The sequence below is a fragment of the Desulfobacter sp. genome (assembly GCF_050177295.1).
In genome coordinates this window covers 1-22,414 of record NZ_JBFXHE010000007.1, presented here as the reverse complement: position 1 = coordinate 22,414, position 22,414 = coordinate 1, and the positions used below count along the sequence as shown (strand labels likewise).

General features: G+C 48.6%; 21 protein-coding genes and 1 pseudogene. 10 read left to right on the top strand and 12 right to left on the bottom strand.

From position 1 onward, the window contains the following. Positions 1-237 precede the first annotated feature (237 nt). Both AB7U36_RS01560 and AB7U36_RS01555 read left to right on the top strand, forming a co-directional pair. A complete protein-coding gene (locus AB7U36_RS01560; protein ID WP_428158046.1) occupies positions 238-1,032 on the top strand; it encodes a hypothetical protein in 795 nt (264 codons plus the stop codon). After that, complete coding sequence (locus AB7U36_RS01555) at positions 1,033-1,800, top strand: lysophospholipid acyltransferase family protein (RefSeq protein WP_428158045.1); 768 nt, start codon at positions 1,033-1,035, stop codon at positions 1,798-1,800. Between the two features lie 8 nt (positions 1,801-1,808). Here the strand turns inward: AB7U36_RS01555 and AB7U36_RS01550 are convergent, their stop codons facing one another. From AB7U36_RS01550 to AB7U36_RS01530, 5 genes are all read right to left on the bottom strand, one after another. Next, entirely contained in the window at positions 1,809-3,257 is a 1,449-nt protein-coding gene (locus tag AB7U36_RS01550; RefSeq protein ID WP_428158056.1) for a diadenylate cyclase, read from the bottom strand. A 5-nt stretch (positions 3,258-3,262) separates the two neighbouring features. Beyond that, a complete protein-coding gene (locus AB7U36_RS01545; protein ID WP_428158044.1) occupies positions 3,263-3,700 on the bottom strand; it encodes a DUF2914 domain-containing protein in 438 nt (145 codons plus the stop codon). Between the two features lie 60 nt (positions 3,701-3,760). After that, positions 3,761-4,003: an RNA-binding S4 domain-containing protein gene (locus tag AB7U36_RS01540; RefSeq protein ID WP_428158043.1), complete on the bottom strand. Its 243-nt coding sequence runs from the start codon at positions 4,001-4,003 to the stop codon at positions 3,761-3,763. Between the two features lie 622 nt (positions 4,004-4,625). Next, positions 4,626-4,934, bottom strand: a complete 309-nt coding sequence (locus AB7U36_RS01535; protein ID WP_428158042.1) for an ISAzo13-like element transposase-related protein — start codon at positions 4,932-4,934, stop codon at positions 4,626-4,628. 162 nt (positions 4,935-5,096) lie between these two features. After that, positions 5,097-5,222, bottom strand: a complete 126-nt coding sequence (locus AB7U36_RS01530; protein WP_428158041.1) for a hypothetical protein — start codon at positions 5,220-5,222, stop codon at positions 5,097-5,099. Between the two features lie 459 nt (positions 5,223-5,681). Here AB7U36_RS01530 and AB7U36_RS01525 point away from each other — a divergent pair, with 459 nt between their 5' ends. The 4 genes from AB7U36_RS01525 to AB7U36_RS01510 are packed head-to-tail and all read left to right on the top strand — an operon-like array spanning position 5,682 to position 12,615. Then, the gene (locus AB7U36_RS01525; protein ID WP_428158040.1) at positions 5,682-8,447 is read left to right on the top strand and encodes a hybrid sensor histidine kinase/response regulator; all 2,766 of its coding nucleotides are present in this window, start codon (positions 5,682-5,684) and stop codon (positions 8,445-8,447) included. After that, entirely contained in the window at positions 8,444-8,941 is a 498-nt protein-coding gene (locus AB7U36_RS01520) for a chemotaxis protein CheW (RefSeq protein ID WP_428158039.1), read from the top strand. The genes AB7U36_RS01525 and AB7U36_RS01520 overlap by 4 nt, the downstream gene beginning before the upstream one ends. Further along, complete coding sequence (locus tag AB7U36_RS01515; protein WP_428158038.1) at positions 8,931-11,333, top strand: hypothetical protein; 2,403 nt, start codon at positions 8,931-8,933, stop codon at positions 11,331-11,333. Before AB7U36_RS01520 ends, AB7U36_RS01515 begins: the two co-directional genes overlap by 11 nt. A gap of 16 nt (positions 11,334-11,349) precedes the next feature. Further along, complete coding sequence (locus tag AB7U36_RS01510; protein ID WP_428158037.1) at positions 11,350-12,615, top strand: diguanylate cyclase; 1,266 nt, start codon at positions 11,350-11,352, stop codon at positions 12,613-12,615. On the opposite strand, the gene AB7U36_RS01505 is transcribed toward AB7U36_RS01510, so the two are convergent. The 6 genes and pseudogenes from AB7U36_RS01505 to rlmN form a co-directional block, all read right to left on the bottom strand. Continuing rightward, the gene (locus AB7U36_RS01505) at positions 12,612-13,361 is read right to left on the bottom strand and encodes an alpha/beta hydrolase (protein ID WP_428158036.1); all 750 of its coding nucleotides are present in this window, start codon (positions 13,359-13,361) and stop codon (positions 12,612-12,614) included. The genes AB7U36_RS01510 and AB7U36_RS01505 overlap by 4 nt on opposite strands. A 688-nt stretch (positions 13,362-14,049) precedes the next feature. Further along, the gene (locus AB7U36_RS01500) at positions 14,050-14,883 is read right to left on the bottom strand and encodes an SIR2 family NAD-dependent protein deacylase (RefSeq protein ID WP_428158035.1); all 834 of its coding nucleotides are present in this window, start codon (positions 14,881-14,883) and stop codon (positions 14,050-14,052) included. A 176-nt stretch (positions 14,884-15,059) separates the two neighbouring features. After that, the gene (locus AB7U36_RS01495) at positions 15,060-16,040 is read right to left on the bottom strand and encodes a uroporphyrinogen decarboxylase family protein (RefSeq protein ID WP_428158034.1); all 981 of its coding nucleotides are present in this window, start codon (positions 16,038-16,040) and stop codon (positions 15,060-15,062) included. After that, positions 16,031-16,381 (bottom strand): annotated as a pseudogene (locus AB7U36_RS01490) (cobalamin B12-binding domain-containing protein); the annotation flags it as partial. The gene AB7U36_RS01495 and the pseudogene AB7U36_RS01490, both read right to left, overlap by 10 nt. Positions 16,382-16,561: 180 nt before the next feature. Next, positions 16,562-16,759, bottom strand: a complete 198-nt coding sequence (locus AB7U36_RS01485; protein ID WP_428158033.1) for a B12-binding domain-containing protein — start codon at positions 16,757-16,759, stop codon at positions 16,562-16,564. Between the two features lie 141 nt (positions 16,760-16,900). Continuing rightward, complete coding sequence (rlmN, locus tag AB7U36_RS01480) at positions 16,901-17,932, bottom strand: 23S rRNA (adenine(2503)-C(2))-methyltransferase RlmN (protein WP_428158032.1); 1,032 nt, start codon at positions 17,930-17,932, stop codon at positions 16,901-16,903. Positions 17,933-18,024: 92 nt separating this feature from the next. Here rlmN and AB7U36_RS01475 point away from each other — a divergent pair, with 92 nt between their 5' ends. Next, entirely contained in the window at positions 18,025-18,714 is a 690-nt protein-coding gene (locus AB7U36_RS01475) for an arylesterase (RefSeq protein WP_428158031.1), read from the top strand. On the opposite strand, the gene AB7U36_RS01470 is transcribed toward AB7U36_RS01475, so the two are convergent. Next, on the bottom strand, positions 18,653-19,273 hold the full coding sequence (locus AB7U36_RS01470) for a TetR/AcrR family transcriptional regulator (RefSeq protein WP_428158030.1): 621 nt from the start codon (positions 19,271-19,273) through the stop codon (positions 18,653-18,655). The two genes, AB7U36_RS01475 and AB7U36_RS01470, sit on opposite strands and share 62 nt — an antisense overlap. A 171-nt stretch (positions 19,274-19,444) precedes the next feature. Here AB7U36_RS01470 and surE point away from each other — a divergent pair, with 171 nt between their 5' ends. From surE to AB7U36_RS01455, 3 genes are read left to right on the top strand one after another with little or no spacing between them, the layout of a single operon-like run. Continuing rightward, entirely contained in the window at positions 19,445-20,194 is a 750-nt protein-coding gene (gene surE / locus AB7U36_RS01465) for a 5'/3'-nucleotidase SurE (RefSeq protein WP_428158029.1), read from the top strand. Then, entirely contained in the window at positions 20,195-21,376 is a 1,182-nt protein-coding gene (locus tag AB7U36_RS01460) for an MFS transporter (protein ID WP_428158028.1), read from the top strand. 10 nt (positions 21,377-21,386) lie between these two features. Next, the gene (locus AB7U36_RS01455; RefSeq protein ID WP_428158027.1) at positions 21,387-22,289 is read left to right on the top strand and encodes a DUF4438 domain-containing protein; all 903 of its coding nucleotides are present in this window, start codon (positions 21,387-21,389) and stop codon (positions 22,287-22,289) included. The last annotated feature ends 125 nt before the right edge of the window (positions 22,290-22,414 follow it).

Below are 22,414 nucleotides of genomic sequence, written 5' to 3'. Positions count from 1 at the left end.
ATTTATCTGTAACACCCCGCTTTCAAAGAACATAACTGATTGCATCGGCTTTAGCCGATGCAATCATTCCTTGATAAATTTCAAGCATGCTCATTAAGCAAGGCCTTTCGTTCATGTGTTTTCATCAAATCCATCCCCAATATTTACCCCAAATACTCTTCTAACCAACTGATAACCGATTCTTAAATATTTTAAAGTAATACTGGCCAAGCTTAATAAAAACAAACAGGAAAATGTATGAATTTTATTATCAAGGTGTATCAGAAACCCGGCCGGATTCTTCCGGATGAGTCCATTGATGCCCTTGCCAGGGATATCCGGGAAATCGCCGGCGACTGCTTCCATGCCCTGCCCCATTACCAGGCCATTGTCGGCACCCGAAGCGCACTTTCCGACAAACTCATTACCCTGGCCAGGGACAAGAACGGTACACCCCAGGGATTCTGCTCCATGGTGTTTTTAGACATTGAGGATGTGGGGCGGATTCTGCATCTTGGCCTGACCTGCGTACGGCCCGAAGCCAGGGGAAAACGGCTCACACACCTGCTGGTAAAAAAAGCCTTGACCGAATACCTTCTCAAGCAGAATCCCTTTGGTAAAATCTGGATTTCCAATTGTGCGGGCGTATTGTCAAGCCTTGGCAATGTGGCCATGCACTTTGAGCAGGTATTTCCTTCCCCCTTCTACACGAACTGTCCCGGTGCCACCCACTTAAAAATTGCAAGAGCCATAAATGACCGGTTCAGGCAGGAGATGTATGTACGGCCGGATGCGGTCCTTGATGAAGAGACATTTGTATTCCAGGGCAGTGTAAAAGATACAGTCTTTCATAAGGAAAAAAATGATCTGGCCTATCATCACAGAAAAAACGGCCTGAACCGGTTTTACGCTAATATGATGAATTTTGAGCAGGGTGACGAAGTGCTCCAGGTCGGCTATTTCCGTATGGTATCTGTGGTCAAATACATATTGCGCCAGCACAGGATGAAACAGCTTAACAGGCAGCAGGAACACCCAGCGCTTGGGCTGTAAATGGCTAGCCTGAAATCTTTTTACAAACTGTTCTGGGTTGTTGAGATTACAATATTAAGCCTCCTGCGACTGGTGCTTGCTGTGGCATCTTCGGGATGGTCCCCGGATCTGGTCGCATCCCGGGCACGGCAGTGGGCCGGTATACTGGTCAAAGGCCTTGACATTCAGATTGAACAGATCGGAGACATCCCCGAATATGGCGCACTGGTGGTTTCCAACCACAGGTCCTACCTGGACATCGTTGTCATTCTTTCCCACCTGAATGCAGCCTTTCTGGCTAAAAAGGAACTTAAATCCTGGCCCATATTCGGTCTGGCCGCCAAACGGGGAAATACGGTATTTGTGGACAGATCCAGTGCTGAAAGCAGATCCATGGCACGACAGGCCCTTGCCGAAAGGCTGGCCCAGGGGGTCAGCGTGGTGGTTTTTCCCGAAGGCACCACTTCGGCCGGACCCGGTATTCTTCCCTTTAAAAACGGAATATTTCACCTGGCTGCAACAAAAGACATTCCCGTTGTTCCCGTGGCAGTCTGCTATGAAAATCCCAAAACAGCCTGGATCGGGAACGATTTTTTCCTGCCCCACTTTCTGGAAATTTTTAAAACCTCTCCTTTAAAAGCCCGTTTGAGCTTTGGACCCGCCCTGAGGATAAACGACGGAGACGCTCTTAAAACCGCAGCCCACACCAGTATTCAAAGGCAATTGGTCCAGGCCTTGGCCCCTGGCAGGAAAAGTATGGTGAATCGGGCTCATGGGGGATATAAATAATCGCGCTGTCAGCTTTCGGAGTCCTCATTGCCCTTCCTTTCGGAAATGGTATATTGAATCTGTACCTTTTTATGCTTGTCATCCGGCCGCAGGGTGGCAGAATTCATGGCCAGTGCCACATTAACAACGCCTGACGTTGTTAGATTTTCAAGAGGAATTTTCTCGGTAAACACGGTGGTTACGGTATCCAGGGTAAGCTCACCGCCTGAAATATTGACCGTTTCGGGGATAACGCTGATACTGGTCATGATAAGGCCGTCCGGCAATTTTCCTGAAAAGTCTGCCTGCACCGGTACCTGTTTTTCCGCCATGGCGTCCAGGGTCACTTCCACCTGATCCGGTTCAATTTGTTTCAGGCGGATACCCGGTGGCAACTGAACATTCTGCCTGGTAATGGTCAGTTTGTTTTCTCCCACAGATGTTCCGTCAAGGGAGACCTTGATACTCATCTGATCCAGGGTCAACGCGTTGACCAGGGGCCGTGCACCGCTGATAAGAAGCCGGGATCTGGAAGCAGATGCATCAATAATATTCATTTTCTTGTCAGGGGTCATGAACTCAATGGGAACATCATAGTTGGCCAGTGTCTCCATGCCCCTTGAAAAGCTCAGCCACAAGCCTGTGGTAGATAAAAAACAAACCATGGCTACCACGAGCAGTTCCCGGGTCTGCCGGCGCATTCCCTTTACCGGTTCAGACCCGCCTGTATATTGTTTTATTAACGTCTCAACCTTGTCAGGGTCCCTGATCTCATGAATCTGGCTGTCTTTTACAAGGGATACTCTTCCCCGCTCCTCAGACACAACAATCACCAGGGCATCGCTTTGCTCAGTAAGCCCCAGAGCGGCCCTGTGACGGGTACCGTATTTGGAGGCCAAATTTCGGTTCTGGGACAAGGGCAGAATTGTCCCGGCCCGGGTAATCTTTCCCTTCTGGATGACAGCAGCCCCGTCATGGAGCGGGGCTCCGGGCCAGAAAATATTCACCAGCATTTCCCTGGACAGTGCCGCATTAATTTCCACCCCGGAGGCTATGATGCTGTCCACCCCTGTTTTAAGCGGCATCACGATCAATGCCCCGATTTTTGATCTGGCCAGCTCCACCACAGTATCACTGATGAGGCGCACCGGCGTATTGATCTGGGCCCTTGGAATTCCCCATAGAAAGAATCTGAGACTGCGTGTTCTGACCACCCCTGATATTTCATTTCTAAACACAATGATAATCATAAAGGTCGCCACGGTGATCACGCCCTGCATGACCCAGTTGGTAATGACCAACCCCATGGCGTTGGCGCTGCGGCCGATGATCCACATGACCACCACAGCAATGAGAACACGCAGGACATTGGTACCCCGGAACAATACATACAAACGGAACAGAATATATGCGTTGAAAACGATATCCAGCATATCCTGCCAGCGCCACCCGGAAAATAATAAAGAGAGTTGTTCCATGAGCGTCAATCAGACATGCTGAATCTTAAGGTTTTTAAAATATTATTGTCTTCATCCCTGATTTCCACCCGCCAGGGACCCTTATCCGCGTCGCGCATCTGAACCCTTGAAAAAGAGGACCATTTGGGAACGGAAAGGACAAGACGCATGGAAAAAATAAGCTTATCTTTTTTATACCAGTTATGAAAAACTGCTGTTTTTTCAAACACCGGATCAAATGCGGAAAAGCAGAAAACCTCTCCCTGGGAAACGGAAAAAACAACGGCCGGATTCACCGGCCTGAAATTGGATATGCGTTCACACACAACCGCGTCGGCCAAAACTACACGGGGCTGTTCAGCCAGGCCGGCACCGGCCGGTATAAACAAAAATCCAACCAGTCCGCAAACAATGAAAAACCGAGAAAGCAAAAAAGGGGATTTCCCTGCATTAAAATCCGGCATGTTACTGTATCCTGTTATCATACACGCTACTCTTTCATAGACTTTAAAAAATACGTGGAACTATATACCGGTTGGAGGGAGAAAAAAAGTTTGGATTTCAAGACAACTGCCATGAATTTCTATAACATCGCCGGGAAAAATCTTTTTTCTTTTTCTTGTCTCAACCTCTCCGTTCACCCGGACCAGCCCGTGGGCAATCATATGCTTGGCCTCGCCCCCGCTGGACGCAAGATTTTCAAACTTGACCACCTTGTACAATTCCACAGGCGAGTGGGTAATATAAACGATTCTGTTTTCAGTCATGGGTTACACCTGCGCCTTCTGGCACCCGGGCGGTATGGCTGGAGGTGGCGGCTTTACCTTCCTGGGTCCGGACCAGGCCGGCTGCATAATTTTCAGGCACCTCCTATAACATCCGGCGTACGGCAGAGCGAATCTTATTTGGATCCTTGTCCACCACCCGGATTTCGCCAGAAGTGCGTATACTTCGTATTCAAAAAGAAAGTCCCGGCCCTGGTCCCAGGCATTGAAGACAATCTGTTCAATGGAATCAAAATCAATATCCAACTGCATGTTTAACCCCTGTCATGTTGTTGTGTTAAGCATACCTCAACCGTGTTTGCGAATAAAGCCGATTTTTGCCCTATCGTACCAAATGCCTTTGCATTCATTTTCAGGGATAATAACAACCCGTTACCAACCGGTGTGATTGTGGAATAGTCTGGATACCTGAGCCTCTTCACTTTCGTACGGTACTAAACGGACAGTTGCTTTTTCCTACTTAGGAATGAATTTTAAATAACTTACCCATTTCAACATCCATTTGGAATTGCACAACAATTCCACTTGGGCAAGGTTTTGTCGAAGACAATGCGCATTGTTGATTTAGGTTTCGCTGACTTTTCTGCTGGTTTGATAAACCTTGTCAATAACATGAACGAAGACCTTCAAACCTTTTTGAGTTCGCGTCCTGGAAATCAGATCCGTAACTGATAATCGGATTGCCGGCCTGCAGGTACGACGATCTGAGTTTCACAATGTTATCGAATTGTTCATTCCGATCCGGCACACTTTTTTTCATAGATTGCCGTTTTTGTGCTTTACGGAGGCGATAACCATGTTTTTTGAGCAACTGACGGACAACATTCCGGCTCACTTTGATATCATATTCATTTTTCAGGGCTTCAACGATCTCCCATGTACGCAGGTTTGTCCATGGAATGTTCTCATTCATCGGGTCCCCGCAGTATAATCACGCAGTACGTCTATAAACGGCTTATCAATTTCCGGGTTGAAAACCCAATACTTTTTACGTCCACCCCGGTTTTACGTATTTTGGGAGAGTTCTCCGGTATTTTTCCAATACGCTTTTGAACTGTACGCATAGGCAACTCACTCACTTCAACAGCACCTTTACAGACTGTTTTTCTGCTGCATCCCAAAATTTTGGCAATATAATTTCGACCGCCATGCCCCAATTTAAGAGCTTCGATACCAGCATATCTCCGGCGATATCGCTCATTAATGGTTTCATAATATCGGCGCATAAGATTTTCTGTTTCTTCAGGGTAACATTGCATAATCGTGAACTATTACAGCATATCCATAGCTTTTCATACTTCAAAAATCAAAATGGGAACTTTATTTCGTGCTCATTCCTTACGGAAAAACTGCATGGTGGACGCATTAACTTCTCTCTGTCCGGGGATGCCGATACCCCCCACGACATCTGTGTGCTTCCCCCAATAAAAAGTCCCCTTATCGGCACTACCCTCTGCTAATTACCGTAAAAGATGTTTGAAAATAACATTATCGTTTTCAATATTTACAATAATGTCACGTAACCGATTTGACTTTTTTTTATGTTTTATTTGAATTGGCATTAAAATCTTATTATTTCAAATTGTTGAACATCTAACAATATTTGGTACTATTTTTGCTGATTTTATAGTCAGTTACTTTTGAATTGTGTTTAAAAATAATGACCGGCAGAACCAAAGGATGGAATGTGGACACCGACTCCGAAGACTTATTAAAAGAATTTGTAGCGGAGAGTTCCGAGAATCTCAGCGCTATTGAGCAGACCTTATTAGGCCTGGAAACAAACAGGTCGTCAAAGGATGTTGATGAAATATTCCGGGCAATTCACTCAGTCAAAGGGGCAGCAGGTTTTTTCCAGCTTACCGCCATTGAACGGGTCGGCCATAATGCCGAAACAGTACTGGAAAAAATAAGAAGCAATGACATCCCGGTTACGGCAGACATTATCGACATTCTTTTAAGGACAAGGGACACCCTTTCGAACATGCTCTTTGCCCCGGATTTTGGAAACGATCTGGACACAGACGACCTGGTGGCCGAACTTAAGTACGCCTGGTCCGGACATTCGGATACGGCCCAAACGGTTCCGGATGAAAAGGGATTCCCGGCAAACAATGACATCGAAAAAAAAACGGACGAAAAAGAGGAGGACAGTCCCGTCACCCGGGAAATTGTCAAAAGAGAGGATGCAAAAGTAACTGCCGGGCATGCTGACACAACAGCTAATCCGGGGCCGCTGTCAAACGGGGCTGAAAAAAGCACGATCCGTATTGGTGTGGATGTCCTGGACAAGTTGCTGGAGTTGATTGGAGAAGTGGTGCTGGGCCGCAATCAATTTTTAACAAAATATGAGCGGGACAAGCCATTTCAGGCGCTTTCCCAAAGTATTACAAAACTGCACCAGCACGTCATACAGATCCGGATGCAGCCCATCGGAGATCTGTTCAACAAATACAAACGAACGGTTCGTGATCTGTCCAGGGACCTTGGCAAAAAAATTGAGCTGCACATTGACGGCGGCGAACTGGAACTGGACAGAACCATTCTGGAAGCGTTCTCAGATCCCTTGACCCATCTGGTTCGAAACGCAGTGGATCATGGCATAGAAAAGCCGGGGGAGCGTTCCAATTCCGGCAAAGGAATTTTAGGCAATCTGTATCTTCGGGCCCGCCACGAAAGCGGACAGATTCTCATTGAGGTAGAGGATGACGGCAAGGGCATTCATCCCGATGTAATCCGGGCCAGGGCCATCGAAAAAAAACTGGTCACCGAGGCAGAAGCCGGACTGATTTCTGACAAAGATGTAATACATTTTATTTTCCACCCGGGATTCTCCACCCACGAACATCCCACCACGCTTTCAGGCAGGGGCGTCGGCATGGATGTTGTCCGCAACAATCTGGAAAAAATCGGCTGTATGGTGGATATTTCCTCCAAACCGGAAAAAGGCACCCTGATTCAGGCCCGGATACCCCTGACCCAGGCCATTGTCAATTCCTCGGTTATTGCCGGACTGATCATAAATATCGGATCATATACACTGGCAATCCCCCAGGTCGCAGTCAACGAGGTGATCACGCTGTCGCCGGATGTGGAAATGCAGCAGATCGCCAGAATCAAAGACCAGGAAGTCTTCAAGCTCAGGGACAAACTGATCCCCCTGGTTCACCTGGAGGATATTCTTGAAATTCCCAGAACCTATATTTCCAGTGACGGCCAAAAATCCCAAGACCGACGACAGTCTTTTGTTGACCGACGCCTGGGAGTCCCCCGAAGTGAAGCCCCAAAAAACCGGAACCAGAGAACAGGAGCAAACCGGCGGAAGAACAACCTTATTTTTATTGTACTGCAATTCAAGCAAAACTATTTCGGCGTTTTAGTGGACCGGATTACGGGTAAGGAGGAGATTGTCGTCAAACGGTTGCCCCAGTTGATCAAGCACCGGAGGGTATTTGCGGGCAGCACCATTCTGGGAAACGGAAAAGTTGCGTTGATTCTTGATATCAACGGGCTGGTGGAAAAGGCGGCTTTAAATTTTTCCCGCCAGCAGGAAACCCATCATCAGGCCGCCAGAAGGGTTATGCAGGATGATAAGCAGCAGGTTGTGGTGTTCAATTATGCACCCGAAGAGTATTTTGCCGTTCCGGTAAATCTGTTGTCGGAAATCGACAAATTTAAAATAAAAGATGTAAAAAAAGTCGGCAACCGTGAGTTCATCCAGCGTCATGGCAAATCCATGCCCCTGCTTCGCCTGGACAAAGCCCTGGATGTGTCCCCCCTGGAAACGACAAAAGAGGAGTTGATTTTCCTTGTTCCTTCCAGAATAAAATACCCCACCGGAATCGTTGGATGCCGTATTATCACACATATTGAACTTACGGAAAATCTTAACACCAAAGAGGCCGACGAAAACGGTATTATGGGGACATTTTTCCACAATGATGAGCTGATCACCCTTCTGGACATATTTACGCTGCTGCAGAAGTTTGACCCGAAACGGTATCACAAAAAGCTTTCCAACAATATTGAACAATGCCGGATTCTGCTTGCCGAAGACCAGACCTTTTTCAGACAGCTTATCGTGCAGTATTTCAAATCCTACGGAATTAAAAACATAACCGTGTGCAAGAACGGTAAAGAGGCGTTGCATGCGCTGATCGCAAAACCGGATGGGTTCGACATCGTGGTCTCAGATATCGAAATGCCCGTTATGGACGGATACCAGCTGGTCTCAACAATTAAAACAGATCCAAGACTTCGGGACATTCCCGCCATGGCATTAACATCGCTGAACAGTGAAGAGAATATCAAAAAAGGTATTGACGCAGGATTTGATGCGTATGAGGTGAAACTGGACAAAGACCGGGTCCTGCACCGGATCAGCGAACTTTATGCAACCAATAAAACCAACCCAAGGAATGCATGATGAAATATGCTACGTTTTATATTGCTGACGATCTTTTCGGCATTCCCATCTACCTGGTTCAGGAAATTTCAAGACAGGCCGCTGTGGATCCAATCCCGGGGAACGATTCAAGAATCGAGGGCCTCATGAACCTTCGGGGCAGAACCACTGCCGTAATAAATCTTAAGCGCTGTCTGTTTAAATCCGGGGTAGAGGCGGCACCTGCCGGGCAGCGGAAAAAAATGATCATCCTGGAGACCCAGGACGGACTCCCCCAGGAGGCGCTGGACCTGGGGCTGAATGCCGAAGACGAACCGGTTGTCTTATTGATTGATGACGTTTTTAAAATTATTGACGGTGAGCTGGAATCTTTTTACCCACCGCCGGCCCATGTGAATGAAACATACATTGAGGGGGTCATGAAAAGTGGCGAGGACCTGATCTCTCTTTTATCAATACCCAAACTAATCCTAGACCTCGTCACGTATATGGAGGACACAAACCATGGCAGCTGATATGGGTGCGGCAAAAAGATTCAGTATTTTTGACCCCTCGATTCGATTCGAGCACCGGGAATTCTACGAAAAAATTGTAAGCGAATTAAACGGCATTTTCCCGGTCTGTAATCAAGGAGAGTCAACTGCCATGGAGATCAGTGCAAATCCCACTGAGCAGGAGCAGATCACCGAGCTGATGAAACGGGTGGAAAATTTCTCCCGGGAACTTCTGGATGTCACCAAAAATCTCTTTGACCAGTATTACGTCGCAAAAGAGCAGTTGCATGCCTCCATTTTGCATACCACTGCGTACAACAAAATCAACACCCTTGACCGGAACCTTTTAGAACGGACCTGTGACGTCCGGTGGTGGGCCCTGGAAACCGCATTCAGCAACTGCATCCAATTCTATGAGGAAACCAGAAAAGAGGCATCCGATATTTTTAGACTGTTGGAAAGCATCTCGGAAACAAGCAGCGATCCCGATGCCGCAGACCTGGAAAATACGTCCCGGGAAATATCCTTTTCAAATCAACTGGAACGGATCAAAGGCGGGCTTGAAGATTTTTCCGCCTTACTGAAGCAAAACGCGCTGGAAAATTTTATCTCCGAATTCAAGGCCCTGAATAATTGCCTGGACAGCACGAGCACGGCAAATGCCGGAAAAACACTTAGATCCTTTCTCAAACGGCTGATTCAACTCGCCTCAAAAATTGAGTTTGCCTGCTGCCGGCTGGAGGATATCAACAACTCCTATACCCTTTACCGGGACCTGGTGATTGCAGATTCAGAAGGGTTTATCATAGCCAATGCCAACAGCGAGCGTAGATTTGCGGTATTGGGACTGTGTGTAAAAGAAGAAGCCTGGTTCGTTGAGGCCCTTGACACAAAAAGCGGCACAGAATATTTTGCCCAGGACATTTATCCGTCAAACGTGGAAGAGCAGCTTTCCCTGGTTTATTCCACTGCTGTCAGGGAAAACAGTGACGAAAACGGCAAGGTCACCGGCGCCATGGGTGTATTTTTCGATTTCCAGGGAGAGGCCCAGATTATTCTGGAAGAATATATGCCCATGGACGAGGCCGGGCAAATCCTGGACGGCTGTTATTCCATGTTCACCAACAGCCGCGGAAAAATCATCGCGTCCACGGACGAAAACATCCTTGAAGTGGGCCAAAGCGCCCATCTTCCAAAAAGAAACAGGGCATTAAACGATGGCGAAATCATGAACAGCTATCTGGTTTTCGAAGGGTTTGATTCTGCCGTCTTTTCTGCAAGAACAGATGGGTATCTGGATTACCGGGGGCTTGGCTGGAGTTCCCATGTGATTATCCCCAAGTCCCATATATTTGAAAACAGCTCGGATGCCGATATCTATAATATCAGTGCCGAAGAGTTGTTGAATTCAAAAATCATTCCAGATATCAACAAACAGACCTACCGAAAAGTTCAGGATGATAAAGAGTCGATTCAGCTGATTTCCCTGAACGGTATTGTATTTGCTTCCAAACTTGGAAAACGCGGCGGGGCGTTAGGGCCGATATTCAATCAGATTACAAAGTCCGGGGACTATGTAACCTCCCGCATGGAAGATCTTCTTAAAGAGATGGCCAATGCGGAACTGCAGCTGAATTTAAAAGCCCTTGAAAATTTCTCAAAACAGGCCATTGATCTCATCGACAGGAACCTGTTTGAAAGATCTGCCGACATCAGATGGTGGGCCACTGACGAATATTTCTGGACAGCCCTTTTAAATCCGACCGAAGAAAATTTTATAAAAGCCGGAAACCGTCTGAAGGTCATCAACGGCAGTTATACCATGTACCGGAATCTGGTATTGTCCGATGCCAACGGCGACATTCATGCCTGTTCCAGAACTGAATTGAAAAATGAACTGTCCAAGATCAATGTGTCTGACCAGGTCTGGTTTCAGATGGGAATGAGAACCACCCTGTCAAGCGAGTATGCGGTCCAGGATGTGGCGGATTCCAATCTGGAAAAAAATAAGGGGCGCTCATTGATCTATGCCAACGGGGTCAGGAGAAACGGCGAACGGGAGGGAGACAGCATCGGCGTATTGGGTATCCTGTTCGATTGGGACACAGAGGCAAAAAAGATTCTTCACACCTGCCTGCCCAAGGACCGGCAGGGAATGATTATTGAAGGCAGCGTTGCAATTTATACCGACAACCAGTCTGAAATCATCGAAACAACGGATACAGAGCGATTCCCGGTTGGGATGAAACTGGATCTGCCGGATCAAATTTTTGATCTCAAGGCAGGTGACACGGTTTCCGGCCTATTGGAATACCAGGAGAAACGGTATATATTCGGTTCTTCAAGGACCAAAGGATATCGTGAATATGAAGGATTAGGCTGGTTTGCCCATGTGTTAAGGCCCATTTTCTGATCCTAAGATTTTTGTTATGGAACATCATGTAAAAAACAGCATCCTGATTATTGAAGACAACAAGACGATTTCAAATATCATGAAAAAGGCCCTTGTGGCCGACATGAGTGTTGAGGTCTTTCAGGTGTTTTCGTTGGATGAAGCCAAAGCCCTGTTTGAACAAAAAACCGATTTTTTTGTTGCCGTCATGGGCTTGAGTTTAAAAGGCGCACCCCGGGGGGAGACCGTGGATTACATCATGGCCAGGGGGATTCCCTCCATTGTTCTGACCGGGACCCTTGACGAAGAGATCCGCTCGGAGATCCTTTCCCAAAATGTCATTGATTACGTCCTCAAGCAGGGTGTGGCGTGCATTGATCATATAAAAAAGCTCATTGCCCGCCTCTACATGAATCAAAAAATCAAGGCCCTGGTGGTGGATGATTCAAGGGTTCTTCGATCCCACTACAAAAATCTTTTAACCACGCATCAATACCGGGTGATCGAAGCCGAAGACGGCGAGGATGCCTTGGAAAAGCTGGCCGAGCATAATGATGTCAAGCTTGTGATAACCGATTATCACATGCCGCGCATGGACGGTTTTGAACTGGTTCGCCGAATCCGGCAAAAGCACAGTAAAAGTGAAATGATTGTCATTGGCATTTCCGCCCAGGGCAACACGCTGTTACCTGCAAAATTCCTGAAAACCGGTGCCAATGATTTTTTAAAAAAACCGTTTGAAAGCGAAGAATTTTATGCCAGGGTCACCCAGAACGTCGAATACATGGAGATGCTGAAAAAGCTTAGGGACGCGGCCATTAAAGATCCGCTGACACAGCTTTACAACCGGCGTCACTTTTTCGATGTGGGTGAAAGACGTTTTGCTGAATCCAAACAGCACAACACCCCGCTGACGGTCACCATGGTTGATATCGATTTTTTCAAAAAGGTCAATGACACCTATGGGCATGACGGCGGAGATGTTGCCTTAAAGCATCTTTCCGGGATGTTATTAGAAATCATGGAAGAGGAAAGGCACCTTCTGGCGCGTTTCGGGGGAGAAGAGTTCTGTATTCTCTCCAAAGGGTTGGATCTTGAAACTGCCAAAGATTTTTTTGAAAATATCAGAACCCGTGTGCAAGCCTCATCCATTGACTATAAGGGGCAAATCATAAAATTCACCATCTCTGTAGGCATATCGGACAATCGCCATGACACGCTCCAAGGGATTATAAATCATGCGGATGACATGCTCTACCAGGCCAAGGAGGGTGGACGAAACCGGGTTGTTCTCCCATCCTAGAGATTACGAAGAAAATTCTCCAAACAGTCAAAATATTCTTTGGCATTACGCATCATAATACTGTTATGATCGCCCTGATCAAATAGCTTAATGGTTTTACGCGCTGGTGCCCAATCATAAAGCCGCTTACCATGGCTAACATCAATCAAGCCATCATGAATTGTGTGCAGCACTATCACATCGCCTTTAAATAAAGCTATTTTCTGCTGATGATTAAGCTGCTGATCTACTACGTTGCGTAACGTAGACAAATCAACATTAAGTTCATCCGGGTGAACACGTAACAACAAACGTTCAAGAACATCGGCAACAGCACTTTCAAGAATCAATCCGGCAGCATTGGGAAAGCGAGCTGCTGCTTCAAGGGCAAAAATACCACCAACACTACGGCCGAAAAAAATCAAATCCTGCTCTTTACGGTTTAACGCTTCGATAGTCGGCACGACATCGCTGATCATTTTACCCAATTGCACCTGACCACTTGATTGCCCATAACCGCGCATTTCTGCCAATAAGCAATTACAGCCCATCTGATTAATCAAGGCAACAAAATCACCCCGCCAGTCATCCACAATCTCACCATTGCCGTGAAAATGAACTATCGTTTTCGCCTTGGGATTAATTTCATGATAGCTGCATGCCAATCTGGCACCATCAACATCAACCCAAAAAGGGTCAGCAAAAAATCCCTTGCGAGGAAAAAAATAACGCTGCCCAATTAACGGATGATCAAGCAAATTATCCATAAGTCCTCCTTATCTATGACTTTCAGGCTATAAATAAATGTTTTTAAATCAAGGCATCCGGCATTTATGAACCGTGTATATATTTACGGACTAGTGTACTAAGCAGTTCCTCATGTATAATAAAGGTAATCTGTTACTCATATTCCAACTTGGCGCATCAGAAAAGAAGAGCTTGCCCATGAACAACAACGAAAGGATCAGAGACCAAGCGGATTGATCGGTGTTTGGTCCTGCCCGGAACAAGGTTCATCATATAGGGCCGTGTATTGTTCAAAAAATGGGTTCCCACAACTCAAAAATTATCAAACACAGTGCAAACATCTCTACTTTTATTTTGATGACATCGAATACGGATTTATGAACATAAGGCTGCAGACATGGTTCCTTTATCATATTCAAATTTGTCTCAACGGCCGTGAATGGTTGCGTCGTGGACTTGAGCGATCTGGAATAAATTTTCTTGTCCACGGAAATAAGTTTCTCTATATCGCTGATTACCAGAAGGCTCAGCAACTGCTTGACGAGCAACTCAACACACAATTTACCAATCTGCTAACCGGTTTTTCCCAAAGAATATTTCCTGATATGGAAAAAATCCTGGGGCCGCATCTTTCCTATTATTGGACTCTATGGCAAAGCGAGTGGGCCACAGATTTTATTTTCGAGACACCTGGCTCACTTGAAGCAATCATGGAATCCCTGATACACCAACCCAGAGAGACAGCAGTTCAGGTAAAAATTTGCCCCCGGGCCCGTCAAGGACAATCCCCCTGTGGTGCCGGGCGGCAAACTGCCTGAAGGGATTATCTCCCGGGTTGATGTCCACAATAACCGCTTCAGGATTTCGGGCCACTGCCATGCCGATCTGCATGGGAAGGTTGGTGGCCCCGGCCGTGCCCACCACCAAAAGAAGGTCGGTGGATGTAGCCCATGCCATGGCAGACTCGGCTTTGTACCAGGTTTCGTTGTAACATTCGTCAAACCAGAGGACATGGGGCCGGGCAAGGCTACCGCACCTGGGGCAGGTCAGCAGCTTTTTTTCTTCCTCGGTGACCGGCTGGTCTTTTGTCTTGTCTGCCATGCCTTCCGGGAAGTCAAACAGCTTTGGGGTACATTCTCCTGCACACCGTAAAAAATTAAGGTTCCCGTGGATTTGAAAAGTTCGTTCAAGGCTGTTGCCGGCCCGCAAATGAAGTCCGTCCACATTCTGGGTGACCAGACAGAACCTGTCTTTGAAAATCTTTTCCATTTGCACAATGGAGTGATGGCCTGAATTGGGTTCTGCATTTTTACACACGGTCCGCCGGTAAAGATACCAGGCCCAGACCTCCCAAGGGTTTTGGGTAAACATGCTGTGGGTGGCCATCTGTTCAGGCCGGTACTCTCTTGACCCCACAGTCCAATACCCTTCAGGCCCCCGAAATGTAGGGATTCCGCTTTCAGCTGAAATGCCGGCCCCGGTTAAAACAGTGATCCGTTTGTTGTTGTCCTTAAACGGCTCAAGCAGTCTGGTTGTGTCCATGTTTCGGCCTCCTTGTCTGTTTCAATTGTTTGTCTCAATTGATACGCGTGAATTGAATACCCTATTATAAACAGGAGGATACCATGAAACGTATAGGATAGGAACTTCCTTTTTGAATTCATGAAATTATTAAACCTTCTGGGAGAGAATAGAACCGAGCTTCAAGGAGAGCTCTCTTATGGAAAACGGTTTTTGAATGAAATGAATACCCCATGATTGTCCGACAGGACAAATCCGTCTCCCGGCCCAGTCAGGGCAATGGCCCGCTTCACTTTTGACTCAATATCTTCTGAACTCCAACTTCCCATTGCAAGTGTTTTCAGGTCTCCTACAAGCGTGAGTTTTCCCCTGCACAGCGATTTCAATGCACCAAGATCTTCCTCTGCACTGGCGCTCATGCCAACGAAACCAGCTCTGAAAATTTCGTTCACAACCGACACCCCCTTTCCAGATGCCATGTGAATCATCACAGCCCCGTTTATACGGGAGATAACATTAACAGCTGTCGGTAATCCGTACCGCAATATAAAATCCCGGGACATGATAGCAGGCGAGAACGCAGGGTCAGAATAGAGTATGGATGCCGCCCCGACCTTGAGCTGTGCGTTAGCCCATGCCACACAGTATTGCGTGTTTATCAGAAAAAGACGCTCAAGCAGATCCGGCCTTTCATGGATCAGGTCAAGATATGGCCCGAATCCCATCTGCATGATGGGAAGAGAGGTGGGTGAGATAATAACTCCGGCAATCGGGATATCGTTGCCAACAGCAGCCTTGAGCCCACCTGTTGATTGCAGAACCCCCTGCAACGGCTGGTTACCAGCCACCTCAGGAGGTTCAAGAAGAGAGATCTCTTCTGCCCTTCTTATAATGGGAACTCCGGCGTTCGGTGGGCCATTGTCACAATAGAGGGCCTCTCCGCCCCAGGCCAGAATCTCCAGCGCTGCAAATGGGTAGCAGCAGAGAATGTCGTTGCCGAACATTCTGTGGAGCTTAAGCTGCCCTTCCACCACATTCTGGGGTCGGGAGAAATACGCCTTGATCGTGAGCCCCATCTGTCTGGAAGGATGCATGTTGGCAGAGAGCACATAAGGCACCCTGTCCGGGTCTCTGTGTGAGAGTGCGATCTGCAATCTCTGACTGGAGGTCATTCCCATATCCGATCCTCCATTAAAGTTCTGACGATTCTAACGGCTTCACCTGAGTTGGTCCCCATACACTGTGCCCCGACCTCTCTCCAGAGCATTGGCGCAAGACGGAAAGGCGCCCCGCCAACCACAACCACAGCTCTGCTGCCAGATCTCCTCAACCCCGCCACCACATCCTTGACACGCACGGCTGAAGTGAACATCAGACAGGAGATAAGAAGAATATCCAATTGATCCTTCAGGGCCCTCTCCACCAGATCAGCAGCCTTGAGACCATGACCATAATCCAGAAGATCATACCCGGAAGAGCGAAGCGCAGAGACAACCATGCGCTTACCCAGAGCGTGGTAATCCTCTTCTAAGTAACTAAAATTTTCTTCTTGTAATTTTAGTTACTTGTAAAATTTGGTTTAGCCTTGGCTAAATGGGTCGCTATCACGCCAATGGCAACTCTGGGACGACCATATATAGAACAGGTATTTTCCAGAAGAAGCGTTCCCACAACTCTTTCGCAAATCCGTCCTGCCATGTTAAACCTGCGAAAGAGAGATATCGCCATCCTCCCAGGAGAGACCGATCTGTTCAAGAGCCGGGATAACCACATCTTCCACAAGGCGCAGATCTCCTCCCTGCGATGACAGGTTATCAAGCAGCATACTGCACCGATCTTCGTCTATATGCAGAAGCGCATCCATGAACTGTTTCGCTCGCTTATTGAGTTCTGTCATCGTCTCCTCCTGCCAGAACAACTCACCGATCAGATTTTACCACCTGATATGACGTTCAAGAATAGAACCGAAATCATACTTCTGAATCTCATCTCTTCGGGTATTAAAGTACCACCTATCTCAGATTGTTATCAAGAAAAATTATGTTTTTCCCAGCTGGCCGCATCCGGCACTGACGGACCGGCCCCTGCTCCATCTTTTGATCACAAACACCCCTTTATCGGTGAGGGTTTGGGCAAATTCATGCATCTGTTCATCACTGGGGCTTTGGTGATCAAAACCTGTCACAGGGTTGTAGGGAATCAGGTTCAGGCGTACGGGCAAAGGATGGATGAACCGGGCCAGTGCCCGGGCATGGTCCATGGAGTCGTTTACCCCTTTGATCAGAATATATTCAAAAAGAAAGACGCCCCTCGGGGGCAAGGGATACCCTTCAAGGCTTTTTTTCAGGGCAGCAAGGGGCCAGCGCCGGTTCACCGGCATCAGGGCCGACCGGGTGGCATCCTCCGGCCCGTTGATGGAGACTGCCAGGCGGATATTGGGGTAGTTCAACCGGGCCAGCCGCTCAATCCCCGGCACCACACCGCAGGTTGAGATGGTCATGTGGCGCAGGGCAATGTCGCAGCCTTTCTGGCTGTTGAGCACCCTGACAGCGGTCATTACCGCATCAAAATTGTCAAAGGGCTCTCCCATGCCCATAAACACGACATTCTTAATGTCATGTCCCAGGGTATGCCTGGCATTGAACACCTGGCTCACGATTTCAGCGGCAGACAGGCTGCGTTTGAACCCCATGCGGGCGGTCTGGCAGAAACGGCATCCCATTTTGCACCCCACCTGGCTTGAGACGCAAAGGGTATTGTGCCGGGTCATGGGAATCACCACGGATTCAATGTTCAGGCCGTCGGAAAGCCGGGTGATGAACTTGACCAGTTCATCTTCCTTGAATATCTCTTCCACCTTGCCGGGTACCGGCGCAATGGCTTTTTCAAGGGCAGCCCAAAGCTTTAAAGAATTTTTGAATTCCGGGGCATTACCAATATCTTTTCCGCCGTTTTTAAACACTTCCCGGTACAGCGCTTCGGCATGAAACGCCCCTTTGCCGTAATCATTGCGCAACGTCCGGGTGAGCTGGTCCAAAGGCAGGCCAAAGATATCAATAACAGGTTCCATGGCGGATATATATCACAGGCCCGGAAATTTGCCTATGACAGAGAAGTCCATTATGATACCTGAACGGAAACCCGTTTTTGAAGGAGGTTGTTTTGAAAAGAAGCCTGATGGTCCTGGCGATACTGGTGGCAGGCGTCTTTGGATACCGGTTTTGGGCCGGGGAAAAAGCGTATGAAATAAAAAATATTCCCATAACCGTGTCGCGCATTGTCTGTTTCGGCGACAGTCTGACCCTGGGATACGGTGCCACCCAAGGAAAAGAGTATCCGGCCCGGCTGGAAGAGATGACCGGTATTGAGGTCATTAATTCCGGGGTGCCGGGAAATACCACGGCAGACGGACTGGCCCGGCTGGAAGATGATGTGCTGGCCTTTGAACCGGATGCGGTACTGATTACCCTTGGCGGTAACGATTTGAAAAACCGGGTGGGCGTAGACACGGCCCGTGCCAATCTGGTCAATGTTATCCAGCGCATTCAGGCTGCCGGGGCCATGGTGGTTCTTGGCGGTATAGACATTCCCCTGTACGGCAAAGGATATGCTAAAATGTATGAGTCCGTGGCCCGGCAGACCGGTTCCGTTCTGATTCCCAATATCCTTGAGGGCATATTCGGCAGCCCGGATTTGATGAGTGATTCCATTCATCCCAATGACAGGGGATATGAGACTATGGCCGGATATTTTTATAAAGCCCTGGCCCCTTTTTTATCTCATACGGTATTCAGGGCTGTGCTTGATCAAATGTTGATTTGCAGTTTAAGATCTTCAAGGTTGTGTTCTTAAAGAAGTCGGCAATCTCCTTAATAAGATCCGGATCGTCCAGTGAATTTTTCACAATACCGAAGCCCTCTGACAGGGCAAAAATTTTGGCGGCAGCCTTCTTTTTATCTTCCACACTGGCAAAGCCTGTCTCTTCCCAGCCTGAGATCTCCTCAATGCCGAATTCAATGAGTTTAAACATGATGCCCCGGATTCTTTCCCTGATTTTCTCATCCCTGAATCCCATGGCATAACAGGACCAGAACACCGCATCCCGCTGGGGCCAGGTGCCGCTGGTGTCAAAAAGGATTTCCAGCAGGGTCTCCATGCGCTCCCTGGAGCTGGTAAGGGTCTCCAGTTCCTTGAGGTAATGATTCATGGAAATTTCATAAAGGAAATCCACCATTTCCATGATCAGGCCTTCCTTGCTCTTGAAATAATGAATCAGCAGACCTGAATTGACGCCCATGCGTTTTGCGATTTTACCGATGGTCATACCCTTGAAGCCTTCTTCTTCCACAACCTTGTAAGTATGTCTCAGTATTTCAGGTTTTCTGATATGAGATATGCTTTTTCTTCCCATAAATTATTTTGCCTATTTTTTATTGTTTATATGCTAATCAATTTATAATATATAAGGGCACTCCCTTTTTTTGTCAATTTTTATTGCAGGTAGCTCCCCTTTTATGTTTTATCAACACAAGCGTAAAAATTTTTTTAGGCATACAATTCTGCAACAGGAACAATACAATCTATGAAAATATTAGTGACAAACGACGACGGCTACCGCGCCCCGGGGATCCGGGCCCTGTTTAACGCATTAAAATCAGACCATGAGGTGACCCTGGCCGCCCCGGACAGGGAGAAAAGTGCCGTGGGCCATGGCATCACCCTGCACACACCCCTGAAACACCAGAAAGTGCGCCTGGGACACAGCGATGTTGTCCATGCAGTTACCGGCAACCCGGCCGACTGCGTCAAACTGGCCCTGTTTGATATCTGCGACCAGACACCGGATCTTGTGATTTCAGGGATCAATGCGGGGTCCAACACCGGGATAAACATCAACTACTCCGGTACCGTGGGCGCAGCCCGGGAAGCAGCCATTAACGGAATTCCAGCCATTGCCGTATCCATCCAGCATGGTGATGTCATGGACTTTCACGGCATGGCCGCCTATACAGCGTCCATTCTGGATAAAGCCATGGACCTGGATCTCCCCCCGGGGGTTTTCCTGAACATCAACGCACCAGCCATTTCCTTTGACCGGATTGCCGGCACAAAGGTAACGTCCCAGGCAGATAACAACCTGGCCTATGTGTTTGACCGCCGCCGGGATCCCAGGGACCGGACATATTACTGGTACGCCGGTATGACGCCGGAGGTGCCATGTAAAGGATCTGATAACAATGCACTGCTTAAAAATTTCATCTCCATCACACCGCTGCAGTGCAACATGACTGCTCATGCCGCCATGGATATAATTGCAAAGGCTGGATTCTAAATGACAATACCAGATAAAAACACGGTGCAGGCGTCGGCATTTCCAACGCCCGGGTTCCAAACATACAGGGTCACCACCATTGCCTTTGCCCATTTTATCCATGATCTTTACACAAGCTTTCTGGCCCCCCTGCTGCCCCTGATCATTGAAAAACTTTCCCTGACCCTGAGCCAGGCAGGTCTTTTATCCACGGTCATGCAGATCCCTTCCCTGGCCAATCCGTTCATCGGTCTGTTTGCCGACAATAAAGGGCTTGCCCGGTGGCTGGTGATCCTGGCCCCTACCCTGACGGCCATTCCCATGAGCGTCATCGGCATTGCCCCGTCCTATGATATGCTGCTGGTCCTGGTCTTTGTCGCCGGCATCTCCGTATCCCTTTTCCATGTTCCTGCCCCGGTGACTGTGGCAAGGTATTCAGGAAAATTCAAAGGCCGGGGCATGAGTTTTTTCATGACCGGCGGGGAGCTTGCCAGGACATTGGGACCCATCCTTGCCGTGGCTGCGGTATCTGTTCTGGGGCTGGCCCGTTTCCATTTTATCCTGGCCCTGGCCCTGGCCACCTCCGTGCTGTTGTTCATGACCCTGGAACCCACCCGGGAGCCGGTCAAAGCAAAACGGCGGGGATCTTTAACCCATGCCTACAAAGAAGTCCGCCATGTGCTCAATCCCCTGGCAGGAATCCTGTCGGCCCGGGCCATGATGCACGGCTCCATGGGCATGTTTTTAACGGTGTATGTGGAACAGGCCACAGGCTCTTTGTGGCTGGGGGGAACGGCCCTGACCCTGTATGAGGCCACAGGCGTTGCAGGCATCCTGTCCGCAGGCATCCTGTCCGACCGTTTAGGACGCAGACGGGTGCTGTTCTGGGCCCTGGCCGTCGCCCCTGTAACCATTTTGCTGTTTGCCACAACCACAGGTGTAATCCAGGTGGTTTCACTTCTGATTACAGGGTTCTCCGTATTATCAACCACCCCGGTGATGCTGGCCCTGGTCCAGGAGAATGCCAGGGAAAATCCCGCGGCTGCCAATGGTCTTTTTATGATGATCTCCTTTGCCGTAAGATCCCTGGCCGTTGTTGCGGCAGGGGCCATTGCAGACGCATTCGGCCTGAACATGATGTTTATCCTATCCGCCCTGGCAGGCTTCACGGCAATCCCCCTTCTGATTAAATTAAAAAAATGAGGTGCATATCATGTTAAAAACAAACAAGGATAAAGTGGTTGAAATGTTTCTGGCCTGCACCCCCGGCATGCCCCGGGCAGGCGCCGGCTGGAAAGTGGACCATCAGGGACATCCCTTTCTTCTGCCCGGCATCGGCGGCATCACCCTCAATGTCCAGGCCGGGGATCCGGCATTTGGCCTTGCCGGAGATCATATCGAACCCGGGGTTTCCTGCACGGCCAATATGGAAAAACCCAATGATTTTCCCAACAACACCCTGCAGCTTTTCTCCTGTGTGGGCAATGAGGCTAAAATCATTTCCGGGGAGGCCCGGGGAGAAACCGGCGTGGTCATCGGCCACCACGGCGGCTCCGAACATGTGATTGTGGAGTTCTCCCGGAAAACCAAGGAAAAGATGAGTTATGACGACAAAATCCTGATCCGGGCCAAGGGCCAGGGACTGGCCCTGACCGACTATCCCGGGATCAAACTGTTCAACCTGGATCCGGACCTGCTGGAAAAGATGAATATTGTTGAAACCGGGGCAGGGGTACTCCAGGTGCCGGTGACCACCATTGTACCTGCGCCCTGCATGGGATCAGGTGTCGGACGGGCCCATGTGGGGGCGGGGGACTATGATATTATGACATCAGATCCCGGAACCGTGAAAAAATACAATCTGGACAAGATCAGGTTCGGGGATTTTGTGGCCCTGATGGACCATGACAATTCCTATGGCAGGGCCTATGTCCAGGACGCGGTCACCATCGGCATTGTGGTGCACTCCGACTGCCTGCTGGCCGGCCATGGTCCGGGGGTCTCCACCCTTTTGACCTGTGCAGCCCCGCAGATTGAACCCAGAATTGACCCCGCTGCCAATATCGCCGATCTTCTGGGGATCGGCAGTGCAGCCCAGAATACGAATGACGGTTAAGCCCGTAATCCGCATATACCTGGTCTGGGGCCTGGGAACACTTGGATTCCAGTCCCTGGGCCGGATATTGCCTGAAACGGCCCGGGCCGGATTTGATTATGTTATCATTGCGGGCCTGATTGCCT

What these genes read in the sequence shown, in the direction of transcription:
- AB7U36_RS01550 (WP_428158056.1), bottom strand. Translation starts at nt 3,257, where the DNA reads ATGGAACAACTCTCTTTATTATTTTCCGGGTGGCGCTGGCAGGATATG.
- AB7U36_RS01525 (WP_428158040.1), top strand. Translation starts at nt 5,682, where the DNA reads ATGACCGGCAGAACCAAAGGATGGAATGTGGACACCGACTCCGAAGAC.
- AB7U36_RS01470 (WP_428158030.1), bottom strand. Translation starts at nt 19,273, where the DNA reads ATGGGAAGAAAAAGCATATCTCATATCAGAAAACCTGAAATACTGAGA.
- AB7U36_RS01520 (WP_428158039.1), top strand. Translation starts at nt 8,444, where the DNA reads ATGATGAAATATGCTACGTTTTATATTGCTGACGATCTTTTCGGCATT.
- AB7U36_RS01485 (WP_428158033.1), bottom strand. Translation starts at nt 16,759, where the DNA reads ATGACAGAACTCAATAAGCGAGCGAAACAGTTCATGGATGCGCTTCTG.
- AB7U36_RS01560 (WP_428158046.1), top strand. Translation starts at nt 238, where the DNA reads ATGAATTTTATTATCAAGGTGTATCAGAAACCCGGCCGGATTCTTCCG.
- AB7U36_RS01515 (WP_428158038.1), top strand. Translation starts at nt 8,931, where the DNA reads ATGGCAGCTGATATGGGTGCGGCAAAAAGATTCAGTATTTTTGACCCC.
- AB7U36_RS01535 (WP_428158042.1), bottom strand. Translation starts at nt 4,934, where the DNA reads ATGAATGAGAACATTCCATGGACAAACCTGCGTACATGGGAGATCGTT.
- AB7U36_RS01505 (WP_428158036.1), bottom strand. Translation starts at nt 13,361, where the DNA reads ATGGATAATTTGCTTGATCATCCGTTAATTGGGCAGCGTTATTTTTTT.
- AB7U36_RS01530 (WP_428158041.1), bottom strand. Translation starts at nt 5,222, where the DNA reads ATGAGCGATATCGCCGGAGATATGCTGGTATCGAAGCTCTTAAATTGG.
- AB7U36_RS01510 (WP_428158037.1), top strand. Translation starts at nt 11,350, where the DNA reads ATGGAACATCATGTAAAAAACAGCATCCTGATTATTGAAGACAACAAG.
- AB7U36_RS01460 (WP_428158028.1), top strand. Translation starts at nt 20,195, where the DNA reads ATGACAATACCAGATAAAAACACGGTGCAGGCGTCGGCATTTCCAACG.
- AB7U36_RS01555 (WP_428158045.1), top strand. Translation starts at nt 1,033, where the DNA reads ATGGCTAGCCTGAAATCTTTTTACAAACTGTTCTGGGTTGTTGAGATT.
- surE (WP_428158029.1), top strand. Translation starts at nt 19,445, where the DNA reads ATGAAAATATTAGTGACAAACGACGACGGCTACCGCGCCCCGGGGATC.
- rlmN (WP_428158032.1), bottom strand. Translation starts at nt 17,932, where the DNA reads ATGGAACCTGTTATTGATATCTTTGGCCTGCCTTTGGACCAGCTCACC.
- AB7U36_RS01545 (WP_428158044.1), bottom strand. Translation starts at nt 3,700, where the DNA reads ATGCCGGATTTTAATGCAGGGAAATCCCCTTTTTTGCTTTCTCGGTTT.
- AB7U36_RS01540 (WP_428158043.1), bottom strand. Translation starts at nt 4,003, where the DNA reads ATGACTGAAAACAGAATCGTTTATATTACCCACTCGCCTGTGGAATTG.
- AB7U36_RS01455 (WP_428158027.1), top strand. Translation starts at nt 21,387, where the DNA reads ATGTTAAAAACAAACAAGGATAAAGTGGTTGAAATGTTTCTGGCCTGC.
- AB7U36_RS01500 (WP_428158035.1), bottom strand. Translation starts at nt 14,883, where the DNA reads ATGGACACAACCAGACTGCTTGAGCCGTTTAAGGACAACAACAAACGG.
- AB7U36_RS01495 (WP_428158034.1), bottom strand. Translation starts at nt 16,040, where the DNA reads ATGGGAATGACCTCCAGTCAGAGATTGCAGATCGCACTCTCACACAGA.